Source organism: Pseudomonas wadenswilerensis (assembly GCF_024749185.1).
GTDB lineage: Bacteria > Pseudomonadota > Gammaproteobacteria > Pseudomonadales > Pseudomonadaceae > Aquipseudomonas > Aquipseudomonas wadenswilerensis.
The window spans coordinates 3,286,882-3,306,625 of sequence record NZ_CP087191.1 but is presented as its reverse complement, the minus strand read 5'-3'; the positions used below and the strand labels follow the sequence as shown (position 1 = coordinate 3,306,625).

Here is a 19,744-nt window from a genome sequence, read left to right as displayed (position 1 = left end):
CTGCACTCAATTGCCGGCCCAGGTGAGCATCGTTCATGAAGTAGACTCCCGGGGCGAAGGGGGGGTGCCGTTGGTGTTCTTTTTCAGGCCGCGCAGGTTCATCGCGCACAGGCATACCTGCAGCACGATCAGCGCCCAGGCCTGGGCGTGCCAGCCCCAGACTGCCCACAGCAGGTTGCTGGCGATGAAGCAGACAAAGCCGATCCGCCGCCGCCGCGGTTGACGCGAGCCGATCCACCAGGCGGCCAGGATCGTTGCGAACATGGCCGGCCATTGCAGCAGGTCGATCCAGTCCAGGTCGTCCATTATTCAAGCCCCAGGCGGCGGCGCAGGTCCTTGCTGATCGACTGGCGTACCTGACCGTAGTCGGCCCAGGGGTCATCGCCCTCGGCCAGGCGTTCGCCGAGGTTGAGCAGGTGCCATTGGTTGGCGCCCTTGAGCGCGGTCAGCTCTTCCCGGCGAATCGGCACCGACACCGCCAGGCCTTCGCGGGCGCGGATTGAATAGGCGCAGACCGTGGTCGCGCCTTTGCCGTTGCGCAGGTAATCGATGAAGATTCGTCCGACCCGGTTCTTCGGCCCGGACACCGCCGACAGGCGCTCGGGGAATAGCCCGGCCAGGTGCTGGACCATGGCCTGGCTGAAGCCCTTGACCTCGTCCCAGCCGGCACGGCGGGTCAGCGGCACGACAATGTGCATGCCCTTGCCGCCGCTGGTCTTGAGGAAGGACTGCAGCCCCAGTTCGTCGAGCAGCGCCAGGGTCAGTTGGGTGGCTTCGAGCATGGCCTTCCACGGCAATGCCGGGTCCGGGTCGAGGTCGAGGATCAGCCGGTCGGGCTTGTCGAAGTCCTTGGCGGTGGCGTTCCAGGTGTGCAGTTCGAGGGTGTTCATCTGCACCGCGCCCAGCAGGGTTTCAGCCTGGTCGATGATCATCAGTGCCTGGCCGGCTTCGGCCTTGTCGTGGCTTTCAAGGCCGGGGATGTTCAGTTGCGCGGCGTTCTTCTGGAAGAACAGCTCGCCGGCCAGGCCATCGGGTGCCCGTACCAGGGCCACGGGGCGGCGCTTGAGATGGGGCAGGATCCACTCGGCGACCTGGGCGTAGTACTCGGCCACCTGGCGCTTGGTAATGCCGGTGCTGGCATCGATGACGCGTTCAGGGTGGGTCAGGTGCAGGTTGGAGGGGGGGCTTGCCGGGGTTTTCACGGGCTGCTCCAGGCCGATGGCCTTGGCCGGTTTGTCGTCGCGCAGGCCATGGAACACCGAATGGCGCACCACGCCGTCGCGGGTCATCTGCGCATAGGCGACCTCGGCCAGCAGCGTTGGCTTGAGCCAGTGCACACCTTTGGCCTCGGCGCCGGTTGGCGGCCTGCGGAACTGCGGCTTGGCGACTTCAAGCGGCGCCAGGCGCTGGTGAATCTGCGCCAGGGTCGCGCTGTTGAAACCGGTGCCGACCTTGCCGGCATAGCGCAGCTCGCCACGCTCATCGTGCAGGGCCAGCAGCAGTGCGCCGAAGGCCTCGCGCGAACCCTTGGGGTCGGTAAAGCCGACGATCACGAACTCCTGGCGCTGCTTGCACTTGAGCTTGATCCAGTCGCTGCTGCGCCGGTTCAGGTAACTGCTGCCCAGGCGCTTGCCGATCAGGCCCTCCAACGCCATCTTGCAGGCGCTGTCGAGCAGCGACTCGACGGTCTGGTCAAAGTCGGCAGAAAAGCGCAGGCGTTTTTCATCGGCTTTCTCCAGCACCTTCGCCAGCGCCGCGCGGCGCTGCTCCAGCGGGCACTGGCGCAGGTCCATGCCGTTGAGGTACGGCAGGTCGAACAGGTAGTAGAGGATCTGCTCGTCGCGGGCCTGGTCGAAGGCATTTTGCAGGGCCTGGAAATCCGCCACGCCATGTTCGTTGGCCACCACCATCTCGCCATCGAGCCAGGCCGATTGCACGCCGAGCTTGGCCAGGGCCTTGGCCTGTTTGGGCAGCTTGGCGGTCCAGTCATGGCCGTTGCGGGTGAACAGGCGCACCGCGTCGCCGTCGATGCGGGCGAGGATGCGGTAACCGTCGAATTTCACTTCGTAGCGCCAGTCGCCCTCGGGCGGAGTTTCCACCAGGGTCGCCAGCTCCGGCTTGAGCGAATCGGGCAGGGCGGCTTTCCTGGCGCCGCTGAGTTCGGTTTTGCTCGCGGGCCTGGTCTTGCTTGTGGCTTTGCTCGTCGCGGCCTTGGGTTTGCGCGCGATCAGCGTACGTTCGCTGAGCACGCTGTCCGGTTCGGCCTCGAGGATGTCGTAGTCCGCCTGCGGGCGCGCCTGGGCATCGTCGGACTTGATCAGCAGCCACTGCTCCTGCTTGCCGGCCAGGTGGGTGCGAAACAGGTTCCAGATCCCCGAGAGTTTCTCGCCCTGCAGGCGAAAGCGCAGCTTGCCCTTGGCATAGGCCGTGTGCGGATCTTCTTCGGGGATCCACACACCACGGTCCCAGACAATCACGTCACCGGCGCCATAATGGCCTTCGGGGATTTGCCCTTCGAAGTTGGCGTAGTCCAGCGGGTGGTCTTCGACGTGCACGGCCAGGCGCCGGACCTTTGGGTCCAGCGACGGGCCCTTGGGGATGGCCCAGCTTTTCAGGGTACCGTCCAGCTCCAGGCGAAAGTCGTAGTGCAGGTGGCTGGCGTCGTGTTTCTGGATGCAGTATTGCAGGGCGTGGGCGGTTTTTTTGCCTCGGACAGGGTTACCAGCCGGCTCCGGTGTGGCGTCGAAATTGCGCTTGCGCGCGTACTCCTGCAACGGCTTGGCCATGGCGGTGTCCTGCGGCTTTTGGACGGGTCCTAAGCATTGGGATTGGGCGGCAGGGCTGGGAGTTCAATCGGCTTTTGTTCGAGGTGGGGCTGCTGCGCACCCCATCGCCGGCAAGGCCGGTTCCCACAGGATTCGAGTGCGCCGCTATCCTGTGGGAGCCGGCTTGCCGGCGATCGACCGCGAAGCGGTCGCCGTATCAGCCCTGTTTCTTGATAATCGCCTCACTGATGCTCGCCGGCGCTTCGGCGTACTTGGTGAACTCCATGGTGTAGCTGGCGCGGCCCTGGGTCATGGAGCGCATCTGGGTGGAGTAACCGAACATCTCGCCCAATGGCACCTCGGCGCGTACCACTTTGCCCGCCGGGGTCTCGCCGCCTTCCTGGATCATCCCGCGCCGGCGACTCAGGTCACCCATGATGTCGCCCTGGTACTCCTCGGGAGTCACCACTTCGACTTTCATCACCGGCTCCAGCAGCACCGCGCCGCCTTTTTGCGCCAGTTGCTTGGTGGCCATTGACGCCGCGACCTTGAAGGCCATTTCGTTGGAGTCGACGTCGTGGTACGAGCCATCGAACACCGTGGCCTTGAGGCCAATCAGCGGATAGCCGGCCAGCACGCCGTTCTGCATCTGCTCTTCGATACCTTTCTGGATCGCCGGGATGTACTCGCGCGGCACTACGCCGCCGACCACTTCGTTGACGAATTCCAGGCCCTCTTTGCCTTCCTCGCCCGGGGCGAAGCGGATCCAGCAGTGGCCGTACTGGCCGCGCCCGCCAGACTGGCGAACGAACTTGCCTTCGATCTCGCAGGTGTTGCGGATCTTCTCGCGGTAGGCCACCTGGGGCTTGCCGATATTGGCCTCGACGCCGAACTCGCGGCGCATGCGGTCGACGATGATGTCCAGGTGCAATTCGCCCATGCCGGAGATGATGGTCTGCGCGGTCTCTTCATCGGTGCGCACCCGGAACGACGGGTCTTCCTGGGCCAGCTTGCTCAGGGCGATGCCCATTTTCTCCTGGTCGGCCTTGGTCTTCGGCTCGACCGCCACCGAGATCACCGGGTCCGGGAAGTCCATGCGTTCGAGGATGATCGGCTGGTTGATGTCGCACAGGGTGTCGCCGGTAGTGACGTCCTTCATGCCGATCAGCGCGGCGATGTCGCCGGCGCATACGTCCTTGATCTCGGCGCGCTGGTTGGCGTGCATCTGCACCATGCGGCCGATGCGTTCCTTCTTGCCCTTGACCGAGTTGAGCACGGCGTTGCCGGAGCTGAGCACGCCGGAGTAGACCCGGGCGAAGGTCAGGGTACCGACGAAGGGGTCGGTGGCGATCTTGAACGCCAGCGCCGAGAACGGTTCGTTGTCGTCAGCGTGGCGCTCCAGGTGCTTGTCTTCGTGGTCCGGGTCGGTGCCGTTGATCGCCGGGATTTCCGACGGCGCCGGCAGGTAGTCGATGACCGCGTCGAGCATCAGCGGCACGCCCTTGTTCTTGAATGACGAGCCGCAGATCGCCGGCACGATCTGGTTGGCCAGGGTACGTTGGCGCAGGCCGGCCTTGATCTGTTCGTTGCTCAGCTCCTGGCCGTTGAGGTACAGCTCCATGAACTCGTCATTGGCCTCGGCAGCAGCTTCGATCATGTGCGCGCGCCACTCGTTGGCAAGCTCGAGCATGTCGGCCGGAATCTCTTCTTCGCGGTAGCTGGTGCCCTGGTCGTCTTCGTTCCAGTAGATGGCCTTCATCTTCACCAGGTCGATCTGCCCGGCGAAGTGTTCCTCGGCGCCGATCGACAGCTGGATCGGCACCGGGTGGTGACCCAGGCGCTGGTCGATCTGCTTGACCACGCGCAGAAAATCCGCGCCCTGGCGGTCCATCTTGTTGACGTAGGCCAGGCGCGGCACATGGTACTTGTTGGCCTGGCGCCAGACCGTCTCCGATTGCGGCTCGACGCCGTCGGCGCCGCTGAACACCACCACCGCGCCGTCGAGCACGCGCAGCGAGCGCTCCACCTCGATGGTGAAGTCGACGTGGCCGGGGGTGTCGATGATATTGAAGCGGTACTTGTCGGCGAACTGTTTGCTTGAGCCCTGCCAGAACGCCGTGGTCGCCGCCGAGGTGATGGTGATGCCGCGCTCCTGCTCCTGGGCCATCCAGTCCATGGTCGCGGCGCCGTCGTGCACCTCGCCCATCTTGTGGTTGACCCCGGTGTAAAACAGGATGCGTTCGGTGGTCGTGGTCTTGCCGGCGTCAACATGGGCGACGATGCCGATGTTGCGGTACAGCTCGATGGGGGTGGTGCGCGCCATGAGGGGTCACCTGTGTGTGATGCGGATGAAGAGGGTACTCCCAAGGTAGCAGAAGTGCGCCGGCTTGCACGGCGCGGCATGGCTGAACAGGCTTCATCCATGGCCTGAGTAACCATCGGTTGTAAAGCCAGTGGTGCTGACGCTTAATCGTTCTATTCGATGCCTGCTGGAGTACGACAATGCCGCTGGAAAAATCCGTGAACGCCTGGTGCCAGAGCCATCCGCTTATCGCTGAACTGGTGGCGTTGCGCCCGACCAGCTGGTTCAACCCGGCCCTGGCGCCGAGCGCCGAAGCCCTGGGTGATGTGGCGCTGAGCGCTGAAGATATTCACGAGGCCAGCGCCAGGCTCGAACGCTTTGCCCCGTTCATCGCCTCGGCCTTCCCCGAGACCGCAGCCGTTGCCGGCATCATCGAATCGCCGTTGTTGCCGCTGCATGCCCTGCAGGCGGTGCTCTGTGCCGAACAGCAACTGCCGCCAACCGGCGCCCTGTGGCTCAAGGCCGACAACCTGCTGCCGATTTCCGGCTCGATCAAGGCCCGCGGCGGCATCTATGAAGTGCTCAAGCACGCCGAAGACCTGGCCCTGGCCGGTGGCCTGCTGCAGCCGGGCGACAGCTACGCCAAGCTCGACAGCGATCAGGCCCGGGCCTTTTTTAGCCGGTACAGTGTGGCGGTCGGCTCCACCGGCAACCTGGGCCTGTCGATCGGCATCATCAGTGCGCGCCTGGGCTTCAAGGCCACGGTGCACATGTCCGCCGATGCCCGCCAGTGGAAGAAGGATCGCCTGCGCGCCTGCGGTGTCGAGGTGCGTGAGTACAGCGCCGACTACAGCGTGGCGGTGGAGCAGGGGCGCCAGGAGGCCGAGGCCGACCCGCACTGCCATTTTGTCGATGATGAAAACTCGCTGAACCTGTTCCTCGGTTACGCCGTGGCGGCCGAGCGCCTGCAGCGCCAGCTGGCAGCGCAGGGCATACAGGTCGACGCCGAGCATCCGCTGTTCGTCTACCTGCCCTGTGGCGTCGGCGGTGGCCCTGGCGGCGTGGCCTTCGGTCTCAAGCATATCTTCGGCGATGCGGTGCATTGCCTGTTCGCCGAGCCGACCCATTCACCGTGCATGTTCCTTGGCGTGTACACCGGCTTGCACGACGGTGTGTCGGTGTATGACTTCGGCATCGACAACCAGACTGCCGCCGACGGCCTGGCGGTGGGGCGGCCCTCGGGCTTTGTCGGGCGCTCGCTGCAGCGCCTGATCGACGGCTACTACACCGTCAGCGATGCCACCCTGTACCGCCAGCTCGCACAAATGCAGGCGTGTGAAGGCATCGAGCTGGAACCGTCGGCACTGGCCGGGCTGGCGGGCATGTTCAGCGTGTTGCAAGAGCAGCAAGGCTACCGTCAGCGTCTGGGTCTGAGCGATGAGCGCATGGCCCGCGCCACCCACCTGGTCTGGGGCACCGGCGGCAGCATGGTGCCGCGCGACGAGATGGACCGCTACCTGGCCAAGGGCCGCGCCGTGCTGGCCGGCAATTGAGCATGCTCAACCTGCCCGATCGCCTCGGCATCCGCTTGAGCGGCGCCCAGTTCGCCAATCTGCACACCTTCCTCGCGGTCGCCCGGCACCTGAGCTTCAGCCTGGCGGCGCAGGAGCTGTGCCTGACCGCCAGCGCCGTCAGCCATCGTATCGCCCGCCTGGAGCAGGCCCTGGCGCTACGCCTGTTCGAACGCCTGACCCGGCGCATCCGCCTGACCGTCGAAGGCGAGCGGCTCTATCAGGTGCTGCAAGGCTTCGAAGCGCAACTGCAGGAAGCCCTGCAGCCTTCGACGCAGGAAGTCAGCGGATCCCTGAGCCTCTATGTGCGGCCTTCGGTGGCCCAGCACTGGCTGGTGCCGCGCCTGGCGGATTTTCAGCAGCGCTATCCGCAGGTCAGCCTGGACATACGCACCGGCAACGACCCGGTGGATTTTCGCACCCGTCCGGTGGACCTGGCCTTGCTGTATGGCGACGGCGAGTTTCCGGGGCTGGTCAGCCAATTGTTGATGGACGAGCGGGTCGCCCCGGTGTGCAGCCCGAAGTACGCCGAACGCCACGGCCTGATCGGCCACCCCGAGCGTCTGGCCCAGTGCACCTTGCTGCACGATGCCCTGGCCTGGGAACACGCTGCCTTTGACGCCGAGTGGCAACGCTGGGCCCGCGAGCAGGGCGTGCAGCAGCACCTGCCCGCCAGCCACCTGACCTTCGACCGCTCCGACCTGTGCAGCGCCGCCGCCAGCCACCATGCCGGTGTGGCCATGGGGCGCCAGCGCCTGGTGCAGCCGTTGCTTGATCAGGGCGCGCTGATCCTGCCCCTGGTCGGCTTCAGCCAGACGCCGGGGCAGGGCTATTACCTGGTGCATCCGCCGCACGATCCTTTGCCGCTGCGCTTGCGGGTGATGATTGAGTGGTTGCAGGGGTGTGTGCTCAGCTGACCTCGGCCGTCGTGCACAGGCGTGCCAATGGCGTGAGCTCGCGGGCAAAATGTTCGATCGCCAGCACATAGCCGTGGCTGCCGAAGCCGGCCAGCACTGCCTTGGCCACCAGCGACACATAGGAGTGGTGGCGGAAGGCTTCACGGCGGTGGACGTTGGAGATGTGCACCTCGATCACCGGCACCTCGGCGGCAATCAAGGCGTCATGAATCGCCACCGAAGTATGGGTCCAGGCCCCGGGGTTGATGACAATCCCGGCGATCCGGCCCCGGGCCTGGTGAATCCAGTCGATCAGTTGGCCTTCGTGGTTGGTCTGCTGGAATTCCAGCTTCAGTTCCAGCCGGCTGGCCGCCCGCTGGCAGAGGCTTTCGACGTCGGCCAGGGTCTCGCGGCCGTAGACCTCCGGTTGGCGCAGACCGAGCATGTTCAGGTTGGGGCCATTGAGCACGAGCAGGGTTTTCATGGTGCAGGTTTCCAGTCAGGGTGTTGGCGCACAGGGCGTCGTAGGCGGGTAAAAAGGGCTCAGAGGCTGGCGGTGTGGACGATCTGGCCGCTGCGCGCGGCGCTGCTGATGGCTTCGACGATCTGCAAATTGCGCAGACCGTCACGCACGGTTACCAGCGGTTGTTGCTCGCCGCGAATTACCTGGCAGAAGTGCGCCAGCTGGCGGGCCAGCGGGTCGGCGTTTTGCCGCGGCGCCACGGCAGTGCTGAAGGGCTTCCACCACGAGCGCTCGGCCCGCTGCTCGTAGAACTTCAGGCGCATGGTCGGGATTGACAGCGTGCCCCGGGTGCCGCTGATCACGTAGCAGTCTTCGTCGGCGTAGCTGGGGTAATCGGGGTTCTCCCGTGCGGTCTGTTCCCAGCTGCGGGCGCAGGCGGCGGTGTCGGACAGCATGAAAGTGCCCAGGGCGCCGCTGGCAAAGCGCAGGCTGATGGCGACGCTGTCCTCGACGGCAAAGCCGCGGGTGGTGCTGGAAGCCTGGGCCTGCACGGCGACGATCTCGCCGCACAGCGAACGCAGGTTGCCGATTTCGTGGATCATGTTGATCAACACTGGCCCGCCACCGATCTGGCGGCGCCAGGGCGCAGCGTCGAAATAGTCGTCGGGTTTGTAGAACAGCGCGCTGCCCATGACCGCCACCAGCTTGCCGAGCAGGCCCTCGGCGATCACTTCGCGGGCCTTGGCGAGGATCGCACTGTGTGCGCGATGATGGCCGACCAGCAGCCGCGCCCCGGTTTGCTCGGCGATGGCCAGCAGGCGCTTGCCTTCCTCCAGGGTGTGGGCCACGGGTTTTTCGATCAGCGCGGCGACACCGTGTTCAACGCAGGCCAAGGCGCCTTCGACATGCAGGTGATTGGGCGTGGCCAGGATCACGCCGTCCGGGCGTTGCTCGGCGAACAACTGCTCAAGGCAAGGGTAGAGGGCAACGCCGTGGGCGGCAGCCAATTCGGCGGCGGCCGGGGCCGGGTCGACCAGGGCGGCCAGATCGCACTCGGCGCTGGCCTGGATCAGTTCGATATGCCGGCGGCCGATCAGGCCGGCACCGGCGACGGCAATACGGATCTTGTGCATGGCGCTCTCATTATTGTTATGCGGACCGCGACAGCGGTTTTGTGAGAGGCTAATAAAAAAATCCCAGGAGATAATCGGGCCAGATGAAGATTCAGAATGCGCTACTAGCGAATAATGAACCGCTGTTGCGCGACCTGCAGTTGTTCTGCGAAGTGGCGCGGCGCTCCAGCTTCATCGCCGCGGCTACCGAGATCGGCCTGTCGCCGGCCCACGTCAGCAAGCGCATCGCCACCCTCGAGACGTTGCTCGGGGTCAAGCTGTTCAACCGCACCACGCGGCGGGTGAACATCACCAGCGATGGCGAGGCGGCGTTCATCTGGGCGCAGAAGATTCTCGAGAACGTCGAGTCGATGCTCGAGTCGCTGTCCGGAGCGCACAGCGAGCCGCGCGGCACCTTGCGCATCAGCACCAGCCTGCGCCTGGGCCGCGAGCACATCGCGCCGATCCTGTCGCTGCTGCGCAAGCGTTATCCGACCCTGGATATCTGGCTGGAGCTGCTCGACCGGCGGGTTGACCTGATTGGCGAAAATTTCGATATCGACATTCGCGTCGGTGAGGTGCAGGAAAAACACCTGATCGCCCATCGCATTGCCGAGAACAAGCGGGTGCTGGCGGCATCGCCGGAGTACCTGGCCCGGCGCGGCCCGGTGCGGGTACCGGCGGAACTGGCCCAGCATGATTGCTTGCTGTTTCGCAGCCGCGACGATCGTTTCGGCGTGTGGCGGCTGGTTGGCCCGGGCGGGCCGGAAACGGTCAAGGTTACCGGGCCCATGGCCGCCAACCACAGCGATATCGTGCGCCAGTGGGCCATGGACGGGCACGGCATCATCATGGCCTCGTATTGGGACGTGGCGGGCAGCTTGCAGGAGGGCTCATTGCTGAGGGTGCTGCCGGCGTATCACCAGCCTGCGGATGTCTGGGCGGTGACGGCGGCGCGTTCGAGCAGTTCGGCGAAGGTGCGCAGTTGCGTGGCGTTCTTGCGTGAGCAACTGGCTGAGGGGCCGTTTGCGTTGGCGGTGGGCGGGTGAGGGCGCATTTGGCAGGACAGGCCTAATCGCTGGCAAGCCAGCTCCCACAGGTGCCACAGAACTGTGGGAGCCGGACTTGCCGGCGATGGGCTGCGAAGAGCAGCCCCGGGTACTCAATCGCCGGCCTGCACCTGCAGCATCCATTGCCCGTCAACCTCACGCACCAGGCCGCTGGCCAGGAACAACGGCAGCAAGCGCTTGTGCAGCTGCGGTTCGACGAAGCCTTTCACTGCCGTCAGGTCCAGCGCACCCAGCGCCGGCAGGTCGGCCTTGGTGTACGAGAGCCAGGCTTTCTTCAACGCATTGAGCACATCGCTGCCCGCCGTGTTGGCAAAGCGGCGGTTGAGGGTCTGGCCGTCGAGGACGAAGGTATGCTGGTACTCGTAGCCCGTTTCGTCACCGCCGCTGGTGCGGCAGCGGATGCAGGTGCACGGACCATCACCGAAGGCTTTGCCCAGGTAGTTGTTGAAATCCACCACGGGCTTGAGCCCCAGGCGCTTGTCGACCTCGAACATGTCCGAGGTCAGGTTCTGTTCAGCACTCAATGTCATTCCTCTGACAGGTTTTTACCGGGGGGCACAATACCAGCCGGGGCGGGCCGAGGGTACCTTCGTGCGTCGCCTCGTCGAAGGGCGCGGGCTTTTTCCGTGCTGCTCCATTACCCTATGCGCCCGTGAGCGTCAGCAGACGCCGATAGAATTGTCGTTGGAGTTCGACCATGTACAACTACACAGCCACCGTGACCGTCAGCGACGACCTGCATGCAGACGTTGAAGCCGTGGAAAACGTTGCGATTCGGGTGGGTCTTGAAGCCGTTACCGAGTCGCTGAAGAAGGTCCACTTTGTCGGTGCCCTGGCCGCTCCGGACAAGGCGACGCACATCTGCGTGACCCTCGACAACGGCCTGAGCTACTACGGCCCGATCGTTAACGGCCATGCCGAGCTGGAAGGCGGCTGGATCGCCTTTGAATGCGACATGCTTACTCCGCAAGAACTGGGCCTGTAATCCGTTGGGCTACAGCACAGCAGCCCAGAACAACCCGGCCAGGTACAAGGCCACGCCGAACACCCCATGAGCCAGCAGGCTGCGGCCCCGCGCCGCATTTGGCTTGGGGGTTTTCGAGGCGAAGAAGCCCGCGCCCATGCCGGGCTGCATGATCAGGTAGGGCGCCGCTACGGTCGCCAGGCCAAGCACGAACGCCGGCACAAAGCGTGGCTGCTGCGCCCACTCCAGCCCACAGAGGGCGAGCAGCAACGCGGCGAAAATCACCCCGATGGTGTAATGCGCACTCCAGCCAATCAGCCGTTCATTGGCCAGTGCCGGCGCCTTGGCGATGCTCTGATGGGTGAACTGCCCCTGTGGCATATGGCCGATCCAGCGTCCGACCAAACCCCAATTCGGCCCAGCCATGCCCAGCACGCGCTGCTGGAACAGCGACCAGAGGTCGGCCAGGGCGGTGGCCGTCAGGCCAATCAGTACCGCTAGGGTTAATCCTTCAAGCATGGCGTGCTCCAGTCGTCATCATTCAATAGATTGATTGAATGATTGGCCAATGCTACCTTCCTGTCAATGACCGATATGAAAACCCAGCAGCACCAGCACATCGCCGAACTGGCGCGGACCCTTGGCCACGCCCATCGCCTCAATCTGCTCGAACAGATCGCCGCCGGCGAGCTTGCCGTCGAGCAACTGGCCCAGCAGTGCGAGCTGTCGGTGGCCAATGCTTCCCAGCATCTGCAGCACTTGCGTCGCGCCGGCTTCGTGCAGACCCGCCGCGATGGCAAGCGCGTGTTCTACCGGCTCAGTCCCGGGCCGATCCCGCAAGTACTGGCGGCGCTCGGCCAGTTGGCGGCGTTCAACCGCGCGGCGATCCGTGAGCTGATGAGCGATAGCGTGAGCGCGCCCGAGCACCTGGAGGGGATCAGCAGGGAAGAGTTGCTGGAGCGTTTGCAGGATCACAGCGTGACCCTGCTCGATGTGCGCCCGGCCGAGGAGTTTGCCCAGGGGCATTTGCCGGGGGCGATCAACATTCCCTTCACTGAACTGCAACAGCGCCTGGGCGAGTTGCCGGCCAGCCACGAAGTGGTCGCGTATTGCCGCGGGCCCTGGTGCGTGTTTTCCCGTGATGCGGTGACGGCCCTGAAAGCCGGGGGCTTCAGGGCGCGGCACTATCTTCAGGGTGTCGAACAGTGGCCGGGGCTACTGCAGGACTAGCCTAGCTCGGCGAGGCAGCGTTCGAGGATGTCCAGGCCCTCTTCGAACACTGCAGGCTCGATGGTCAGTGGCGCCAACAAACGGATGATGTGCCGGGCCCTGCCGCTGGGCATCAGCAGCAGGCCGGCGCTCCTGGCCGCTGCCAACAGTTGCGTCAGCTGCTCGGTGGCCGGTGTGCCGTCGGCCTTGAGCAGTTCGATGCCGCGCATGGCCCCGGTGCCGGTCAGGCGGCCCAGGTAAGGCGAGAGCTTGCTGGCCTGCCAGCGCTCGAAGCGGCTGACCAGTGCGGCTTCCTGGCGTTCGCCCCAGGTCGAAAGGTTGGCGTCGCTCATTTCATCCAGGGTCGCCAGGGCTGCCGCACACGCCATCGGGTTGCCGGAGTAGGTGCCGCCAAGGCCGCCTTTGGGCAGGTTGTCGACCAGCGCCTTGCGGCCGACCACTGCGCCCAGCGGCATGCCGCCGGCGATGCTCTTGGCCAGCAACAGCAGGTCCGGCTCGATGCCCAGGCGCGGGAAGGCGAAGCGCTGGCCGGTGCGGCCAAACCCCGACTGGATCTCATCGACGATGATCAGGATGCCGTGCTGGTCACAGAAGCTGCGTAAGGCTTTGGCGAAGTCTGGTTCCATTGCCAGGAAGCCGGCTTCACCCTGCACCGGTTCGAAGATGAATGCAGCCACATCGTTGACGTCGATCTCGACGCTGAACAACCGCGCCAAGGCCTGAAGCGCCTGCTCGCTGCTGACGCCGGTGTCCCGGCTGGGGTAGGGCAGGTGATACACCGGCCCCGGCAACACGCCGACCCGCTGCTTGTAGGGCGCAACCTTGCCGTTAAGGTTGAGGGTCGCCAGGGTGCGGCCATGGAAGCCGCCGTCGAAGGCGATGATCGCGGTCTTGCCGGTGGCACCGCGGGCGATCTTCAGGGCGTTTTCTGCCGCTTCCGCACCGCTGTTGGTGAGCATGCCGCTGAGCGGGTAGGACACCGGTACGAACTGCGCCAGGCGGTTCATCAATTCGAGGTAGGGTTCATGCCCGGCGGCGTTGAAAGCGTAGTGAGTCAGACGCGTGGCCTGCTGCTGGATGGCGGCGACAATCCGCGGGTGACAATGGCCCAGGTTCAACACGCCAATGCCGCCAACGAAATCAATATAACGTTTGCCGTCGGTGTCCCAGACTTCCGCGTTTTTACCGTGGGACAGTGTAATAGGGTGAACTACGGAAATAGACTGGCTGATAGTTTCGTGACTCATTTACCCGTGCCCTCGCTGCAGTTTCTTATTATCTAAGCGAGGCACGGTAATTGAGTGCAAACGAAATAAAGGATTGCAATCATTCCTTCAATTCGGGAACTTGCCCGGCCACGCGTACACGTGCGGCAATCCACTCGACAAAGGCACGTACCTTGGGCACCTCGGCAGCATGCTCGGCATGGGCGATGAAGTGCGAGCCTTCACTGGTTTTGGGGTGGTTCCAGGGGATCACCAGTTTGCCCTCGGCCAGCTCTTCGGCCACCAGGTAGCGCGGGATCAGGGCGATGCCGCAGCCGGCCTGGGCGGCGCGGATGCACATGTAGAAGGTGTCGAAGCGCGGGCCGTGGTAGCTGTTCTGCGTGTGCAGGCCCTGGCCGAGGAACCACTCGTGCCAGGCCTCGGGCCGCGAGGTGCACTGCAGCAGGCGGTGTTCGGTGAGCGATTCGGCGCTGTCGAAACGCTGTCGGGCCAGCAGCTCCGGCGCGCACACCGGCACCACCTGCTCCTTGAACAGCTCGATGCAGGTTGCCCCGGGCCAGGTGCCCTGGCCGAAAAAGAAGGCGATGTCGGCCTTGGCCTGGACCAGGTCGAAGGGCTCCAGTTCGTTACGAATGTCCAGGTGGATTCGCGGATGGCGCTCGCCGAAACCCTTGAGGTTGGGCACCAGCCAGCGCTCGCCGAAGGTCGGCTGGGTGGCAATGCGCAGCACCTCGGTTTCGCCGCCGTAGCTGAGGATGTAGCGGCTGGACATGTCCAGTTGCACCAGGATCTTGTTCACCTCGGCCAGGTACAGGGCGCCGGCCGGGGTCAGGTGCAGGCGCCGGCGGATACGCTGGAACAGCGGGTGCGAGAGCATCTCTTCAAGCTGCGCGACCTGCTTGCTCACCGCGCTCTGGGTCAGGTGCAGCTCTTGCGCGGCGCGGGTAAAGCTCAGGTGCCGGGCGGCGGCTTCGAAGCACTGCAGGGCGGTGGTGGAGGGCATCAGGCGTTTGGACATGGGCGGGATCAACCGGGCGAAAAAGAGATAAGGTCATTCCGTTACGGAATCATGTGCTTCTAAAAGGTCGTTTGTGAGCAGCGGCCCTATAGATTAATACTGACCTGCATCAATGATTTCAACCCGTATCCGCTGTAGGAGAATAATAAGATGGTTGCTGAACTACTTACCCGTTTGGGCGTGCCCGAAAGTTTATATAACGGCGGCACTCATGCTGTTTTTACGCCCATCGACGGCAGCCAGATCGCAGCGCTTACCCTGGAGAGCAAAGAGGCGGTCACCCGCCGAATCGACGCCGCCCATGCGGCCTTTTTGCACTGGCGCGATGTGCCGGCGCCGCGCCGTGGCGAACTGGTGCGCCTGTTTGGCGAAGTACTGCGCAAGCACAAGGCCGAACTCGGTGAGCTGGTGTCGATCGAAGCCGGCAAGATCACCCAGGAAGGCCTGGGCGAAGTGCAGGAAATGATCGATATCTGCGACTTCGCCGTCGGTCTGTCGCGTCAGCTGTACGGCCTGACCATCGCCTCCGAGCGCCCGGGCCACCACATGCGTGAAACCTGGCATCCGCTGGGAGTGGTCGGGGTGATCAGCGCCTTCAACTTCCCGGTCGCGGTCTGGGCCTGGAACACCACCCTGGCACTGGTGTGCGGCAACGCCGTGGTGTGGAAGCCGTCGGAGAAAACCCCGCTGACCGCGCTGGCCTGCCAGGCGCTGTTCGAAAAAGCCCTGAAAGCCTTTGGCGAAGCGCCAGAAGGCCTGAGCCAGCTGATCATCGGTGATCGCGATGCCGGCGAAGCCCTGGTCGACGACCCGCGCGTGCCGCTGGTCAGCGCCACCGGCAGCACCCGCATGGGCCGTGAAGTCGGCCCGCGTGTGGCCGCGCGTTTCGGTCGCAGCATCCTCGAGCTGGGTGGCAACAACGCGATGATCCTCGCGCCCAGCGCCGACCTGGACCTGGCCGTGCGCGGCATCTTGTTCAGCGCCGTTGGCACTGCGGGCCAGCGTTGCACCACCCTGCGCCGGCTGATCGTTCATCGTTCGATCAAGGACGAAGTGGTGGCCCGGGTCAAAGCCGCGTACGCCAAGGTGCGTATCGGTGACCCGCGCAAGGACAACCTGGTCGGTCCGCTGATCGACAAGCAGTCCTACAGTGCGATGCAGAACGCCCTGACCCAGGCCCGCGATGAGGGCGGGCAGGTGTTTGGCGGTGAGCGGCAGCTTGAGGACCGGTACCCGAATGCCTACTACGTGGCGCCGGCGATAGCCGAGATGCCCGCGCAGAGCGCCGTGGTTCGTCATGAAACCTTCGCCCCGATCCTCTACGTGCTGGCCTACGACGAATTCGACGAAGCCCTGCGCCTGAACAACGAAGTGCCGCAAGGCTTGTCGTCGTGCATCTTCACCACCGACCTGCGTGAAGCCGAGCGCTTCCAGAGTGCGGCAGGCAGTGACTGCGGGATTGCCAACGTCAACATCGGCACCAGCGGTGCGGAGATTGGCGGGGCGTTTGGCGGTGAGAAGGAAACCGGCGGTGGCCGTGAGTCAGGCTCGGATTCGTGGAAGGCCTACATGCGTCGGCAGACCAATACCGTGAACTATTCCCGTGAGCTGCCGTTGGCGCAGGGGATTGTGTTCGACTGATTACCGAGTCGGCCCCATCGCTGGCAAGCCAGCTCCCACAAGGACTCTGTGGGAGCTGGCTTGCCAGCGATGGCCGCGCCACCGATCCCGCCAGTGGAACAATAAAAACCGCTTTCACCCTACCAGTTGAGGGTTACCCATGGCATCGCTACAACAAAAGAAACAGCGTTCGCTGCAACACGGTCTGACCTCGCGCCAGGTGTCGATGATCTCCATTGCCGGGATCATCGGTGCCGGGTTGTTCATTGGCTCGTCCACCGCCATCGCCACGGCCGGGCCGGCCATTCTGATCTCTTACACCATGACCGGCCTGCTGGTGCTGCTGGTCATGCGCATGCTCGGGGAAATGGCCATCGCCAATCCCAACAGCGGCTCGTTCTCCACCTACGCCAGCCAGGCCATCGGGCCCTGGGCCGGGTTTACCATTGGCTGGTTGTACTGGTGGTTCTGGGTGCTGATCATTCCGGTCGAGGCGATCGCCGGCGCCGATATGCTGCATGCGTACTTTCCCGGTGTGCCGTCGTGGCTGTTCGCCTTCCTGATCATGATCGTGCTGTCGGGCACCAACCTGATCAGCGTGAAGAACTTCGGTGAATTCGAATACTGGTTCGCCCTGATCAAGGTCATTGCCATTCTCGCCTTCATCGGCGTCTGCACCCTGGCGGTGTTCGGCTTCTGGCCACTGGCCGAAGTCTCGGGCGTGCAGCAACTGTGGGCGACCGGGGGCTTCATGCCCAATGGCTTTGGCGCGGTGCTCGGTGGTGTGCTGGTGACCATCTTCTCGTTCTTCGGCGCCGAGATCGTCACCATCGCTGCCGACGAAACCTCCAACCCCAAGGACAAGATCCGCAAGGCCACCAACCTGGTGGTGTACCGCATCGCGATCTTCTACATCGTCTCGATCTTCTTCATCGTTTCGCTGGTGGCCTGGAACGACCCGGGCCTCAAGGCGGTGGGTTCGTTCCAGCGCGTGTTGGAAGTGCTCAATGTGCCGGGCGCCAAACTGATGGTCGACCTGGTGGTGCTGGTGGCGGTGACCAGCTGCATGAACTCGGGCCTCTACACCGCCTCGCGCATGCTCTACTCGCTGGGCTCGCGCGGCGAAGCGCTGAAGATCACCAAGCGCATCTCCGGCAATGGCGTGCCGACCGTGGCAGTGATCCTTTCGACCTTCGCCGGGTTCGCCGGTTGCCTGGTCAACTACGTGTTCCCCGGCAAGGTCTTCGGCTTCCTGCTGTCGACCACCGGCGCCATCGCCTTGCTGGTGTACCTGGTGATCGCTGTGTCGCAGCTGCGCATGCGCGCCATTACTGATCGCCAGGGCACCGAGCTTGCGTTCAAGATGTGGCTGTTCCCGTGGCTGACCTGGCTGGTGATCGGCCTGATCACGCTGGTGCTCGGCTACATGCTGATCAGCCCGGCCTACCGCTATGAAACCCTGATGACCGCCGGTGTGACCCTGGCCATCCTGCTGATCTCGCTGACCCGGCGCAAAACGCCGGCCAACGAGCCGGTCGGCAGCCCGGCGGTATCGGGCAAAGGCCTCTAGCGCTGCGGCTGGCAAGGCAAAAGCCCATGACCGGTTCATGGGCTTTTTCGTTGTGCGGCGTTACTATCGGGGTCGCTTTCCCACCAATAACAGACAATCAGGAAGCCTATGAGTACCCAAGCCTTATCCCTGCAGGAACTGGCCGCCCCCGAAGGCGTCTGCTACGGCTGCGGCTGTTCCCACCCCAGCGGCCTGCACCTGAAGAGTCACTGGGACGCCGACGGTATCCACCTGCTGTGCCGCCATTCGCCGGACAGCACCTTCCTTGGTTGGCCGGGGCTGGTGTATGGCGGCTTGCTCGCCATGCTGGTCGACTGCCATTCCAACTGGACCGCCATGGCCTACCACTACCGTGCCGAAGGCCGGGAGCCCGGCAGCCTGCCGCGCATCGACTGCGTCACCGGCCAGCTCAACCTGACTTACCTCAAGCCCACGCCCATGGGCGTCGAACTGCTGCTCAAGGCCCGGGTCGAAGGCGAAGTCGGGCGCAAGACCCGGGTGATCTGCGAAGTCTGGGCCGACGACGTGCTGACCGTCACCGCTGACTCGGTGTTCGTCCGCGTCGATACTGAAAAACTCAAGCACAAGGCCCACGGCACCGCTTAAAACGGCACGGCAATGGTCAACTGGCTGTAGACGTTGGTGCCGTTGCCGCCCACCTGGTTGCCACCGTTATCGCTGCTCTTGCGCGGCTGGTACAGGCCCAGCAGCGGGCTGATGATCAGGTGCTCGCTTACCGCCCATTCGGCGTACAGGTCCAGCTCGCGACCATCGAGGTTGAGGCTGTCGCGCTCGTGCAGGGTCTTGTAGTTGAACAGCAGCACGCCGAGGGTCAGCGCCTCGACCGGGGTAGCCTTGAGGCCGACAAAGTGCACATCGTTGTTGCTGTTGAACGGGCCTGAATAGTTGCCTGTGACCTCGCCCTGGAACCAGGTGCCGTAGCCGCGGTTCATGCCGTTGAACATCGCGTCCCAACCTTCGGAATAACGGCTGTAGCGGTAGGTCAGGTCCGGGCGCCAGGGCAGTTCGGCGAAGGTGTAGCCGGCTTCGGCATACCAGGCTTTCTCCGGCCCTGCGTCCTTGTTTTGCCAGGCGTACTCGAAGGCAAAATGCGCGTTCTCGACCCCGGCGTCACCGGCGCCGCGCAGGCTGTAGATGTCCATGCCTTCGCGCTGTTTCTGCAATTCGCTGGCGTAACGATCATCGACATTCAAGCCGCGGATGTAGGTCAGCTCCAGGGTGCCGGGGGCGGCGCTGTAGGCCAGGGTGCTGGCAGCCAGTTCGCTGTTGGCCTGGGCGCGGTTGTCCGACTTCATCCACAGCAGGCTGCCGTGCAGGCCATCCTTGCCACCCAGGCGCAGCACTGCGGTCTTGTCGAAGGCGTGGCGGGCGGCCAGGTAATAGGCGCCGCCGCGATTGAGCTCGCCATCGGCCGGGCCCTTGCCGAAGTTCAGGCCGTCGTCGTTGATGATGAAACCATCGCCGAGGGTGATGACCTGGCGGCCGAACGACAGGTCCAGACCATCGTCACCCAGGGCCGGGATCAGCTTGCCCGAGCGCCAGCCGGCGAAGGCTTCGTCGAACTTGGTGGTGCGTTCGCTGCCATCGCTGATGCCGGCGGCATCGCCGTCGCCCCAGGTGGCCGAGCTGACCAGGTTGGCGGTGCCGTAGACCGTGCCCAGCTCGCCCAGGAGTTGGTCGGCGCTGAGGCCATATTTGATGAAGCCCTCGCGCCAGGTCGAGCCGCCGCCGGTGCCGTCGTAGTTCTTGCGGCTGTTGAACAGGCCATACACGGCGAGGAAGTTGGCATTCAGGTGAGTATCGTCATCGGCATACAGCTCAAGGGCCTGAACCGGGGGCAGGACAAGCAGCAGGCACAGGCCGGTTGCCTTGAGCGAAGGGAGGAGGCGGGTGGTCATGGCACGGGTTCCTAAACG

The 19,744-nt window shown here is 64.3% G+C and carries 18 protein-coding genes; 8 read left to right on the top strand and 10 right to left on the bottom strand.

Annotation, left to right across the window (positions count from 1 at the left end):
* Window positions 1-33: 33 nt before the first annotated feature.
* The 3 genes from LOY45_RS14995 to fusA all read right to left on the bottom strand — a co-directional run bounded on the left by LOY45_RS14995 (window position 34) and on the right by fusA (window position 5,088).
* A complete protein-coding gene (locus LOY45_RS14995; protein WP_115086925.1) occupies window positions 34-306 on the bottom strand; it encodes a hypothetical protein in 273 nt (90 codons plus the stop codon).
* Window positions 306-2,786 carry a DNA ligase D gene (gene ligD / locus LOY45_RS14990; RefSeq protein ID WP_258577927.1) on the bottom strand — a complete coding sequence of 827 codons (2,481 nt, stop codon included), beginning with the start codon at window positions 2,784-2,786 and terminating at the stop codon, window positions 306-308. Before ligD ends, LOY45_RS14995 begins: the two co-directional genes overlap by 1 nt.
* A gap of 196 nt (window positions 2,787-2,982) precedes the next feature.
* Window positions 2,983-5,088 (bottom strand): elongation factor G, encoded by a 2,106-nt coding sequence (gene fusA / locus LOY45_RS14985; protein WP_115086923.1) that lies wholly within the window; start codon window positions 5,086-5,088, stop codon window positions 2,983-2,985.
* 179 nt (window positions 5,089-5,267) lie between these two features.
* Between fusA and LOY45_RS14980 the strand changes: the two genes are divergently transcribed.
* Both LOY45_RS14980 and dsdC read left to right on the top strand, forming a co-directional pair.
* Entirely contained in the window at window positions 5,268-6,620 is a 1,353-nt protein-coding gene (locus LOY45_RS14980; protein ID WP_134062745.1) for a D-serine ammonia-lyase, read from the top strand.
* Between the two features lie 2 nt (window positions 6,621-6,622).
* Complete coding sequence (dsdC, locus tag LOY45_RS14975) at window positions 6,623-7,555, top strand: DNA-binding transcriptional regulator DsdC (RefSeq protein WP_258577926.1); 933 nt, start codon at window positions 6,623-6,625, stop codon at window positions 7,553-7,555.
* Here dsdC and aroQ read toward each other — a convergent pair.
* Window positions 7,548-8,018: a type II 3-dehydroquinate dehydratase gene (gene aroQ, locus LOY45_RS14970; protein WP_258577925.1), complete on the bottom strand. Its 471-nt coding sequence runs from the start codon at window positions 8,016-8,018 to the stop codon at window positions 7,548-7,550. The two genes, dsdC and aroQ, sit on opposite strands and share 8 nt — an antisense overlap.
* A 59-nt stretch (window positions 8,019-8,077) precedes the next feature.
* Window positions 8,078-9,130 (bottom strand): Gfo/Idh/MocA family protein, encoded by a 1,053-nt coding sequence (locus LOY45_RS14965; RefSeq protein ID WP_258577924.1) that lies wholly within the window; start codon window positions 9,128-9,130, stop codon window positions 8,078-8,080.
* 83 nt (window positions 9,131-9,213) lie between these two features.
* On the opposite strand from LOY45_RS14965, the gene LOY45_RS14960 reads away from it, so the two are divergent.
* Complete coding sequence (locus LOY45_RS14960) at window positions 9,214-10,158, top strand: LysR family transcriptional regulator (RefSeq protein WP_258577923.1); 945 nt, start codon at window positions 9,214-9,216, stop codon at window positions 10,156-10,158.
* Between the two features lie 113 nt (window positions 10,159-10,271).
* On the opposite strand, the gene LOY45_RS14955 is transcribed toward LOY45_RS14960, so the two are convergent.
* The gene (locus LOY45_RS14955; protein WP_115086917.1) at window positions 10,272-10,709 is read right to left on the bottom strand and encodes a hypothetical protein; all 438 of its coding nucleotides are present in this window, start codon (window positions 10,707-10,709) and stop codon (window positions 10,272-10,274) included.
* A gap of 167 nt (window positions 10,710-10,876) precedes the next feature.
* Between LOY45_RS14955 and LOY45_RS14950 the strand changes: the two genes are divergently transcribed.
* A complete protein-coding gene (locus tag LOY45_RS14950) occupies window positions 10,877-11,164 on the top strand; it encodes a hypothetical protein (protein WP_115086916.1) in 288 nt (95 codons plus the stop codon).
* 9 nt (window positions 11,165-11,173) lie between these two features.
* Here LOY45_RS14950 and LOY45_RS14945 read toward each other — a convergent pair whose 3' ends face one another.
* The gene (locus LOY45_RS14945; RefSeq protein ID WP_115086915.1) at window positions 11,174-11,662 is read right to left on the bottom strand and encodes a DUF2938 domain-containing protein; all 489 of its coding nucleotides are present in this window, start codon (window positions 11,660-11,662) and stop codon (window positions 11,174-11,176) included.
* Window positions 11,663-11,737: 75 nt separating this feature from the next.
* Here LOY45_RS14945 and LOY45_RS14940 point away from each other — a divergent pair, with 75 nt between their 5' ends.
* Window positions 11,738-12,373, top strand: coding sequence for an ArsR/SmtB family transcription factor (locus tag LOY45_RS14940; protein ID WP_233674803.1), 636 nt, complete (start codon window positions 11,738-11,740; stop codon window positions 12,371-12,373).
* Here the strand turns inward: LOY45_RS14940 and LOY45_RS14935 are convergent.
* Complete coding sequence (locus LOY45_RS14935) at window positions 12,370-13,620, bottom strand: 2-aminoadipate transaminase (protein WP_258577922.1); 1,251 nt, start codon at window positions 13,618-13,620, stop codon at window positions 12,370-12,372. The two genes, LOY45_RS14940 and LOY45_RS14935, sit on opposite strands and share 4 nt — an antisense overlap.
* A gap of 79 nt (window positions 13,621-13,699) precedes the next feature.
* Window positions 13,700-14,617, bottom strand: coding sequence for a transcriptional regulator GcvA (gcvA, locus tag LOY45_RS14930; protein WP_258577921.1), 918 nt, complete (start codon window positions 14,615-14,617; stop codon window positions 13,700-13,702).
* A 150-nt stretch (window positions 14,618-14,767) separates the two neighbouring features.
* Here gcvA and amaB point away from each other — a divergent pair, with 150 nt between their 5' ends.
* The 3 genes from amaB to LOY45_RS14915 all read left to right on the top strand — a co-directional run bounded on the left by amaB (window position 14,768) and on the right by LOY45_RS14915 (window position 18,413).
* On the top strand, window positions 14,768-16,258 hold the full coding sequence (gene amaB / locus LOY45_RS14925) for an L-piperidine-6-carboxylate dehydrogenase (RefSeq protein ID WP_258577920.1): 1,491 nt from the start codon (window positions 14,768-14,770) through the stop codon (window positions 16,256-16,258).
* 139 nt (window positions 16,259-16,397) lie between these two features.
* Window positions 16,398-17,807, top strand: a complete 1,410-nt coding sequence (locus tag LOY45_RS14920) for an amino acid permease (RefSeq protein WP_258577919.1) — start codon at window positions 16,398-16,400, stop codon at window positions 17,805-17,807.
* A gap of 108 nt (window positions 17,808-17,915) precedes the next feature.
* The gene (locus tag LOY45_RS14915; protein WP_258577918.1) at window positions 17,916-18,413 is read left to right on the top strand and encodes a PaaI family thioesterase; all 498 of its coding nucleotides are present in this window, start codon (window positions 17,916-17,918) and stop codon (window positions 18,411-18,413) included.
* On the opposite strand, the gene LOY45_RS14910 is transcribed toward LOY45_RS14915, so the two are convergent.
* Window positions 18,410-19,726 (bottom strand): alginate export family protein, encoded by a 1,317-nt coding sequence (locus LOY45_RS14910; protein ID WP_258577917.1) that lies wholly within the window; start codon window positions 19,724-19,726, stop codon window positions 18,410-18,412. The two genes, LOY45_RS14915 and LOY45_RS14910, sit on opposite strands and share 4 nt — an antisense overlap.
* Window positions 19,727-19,744 lie beyond the last annotated feature (18 nt).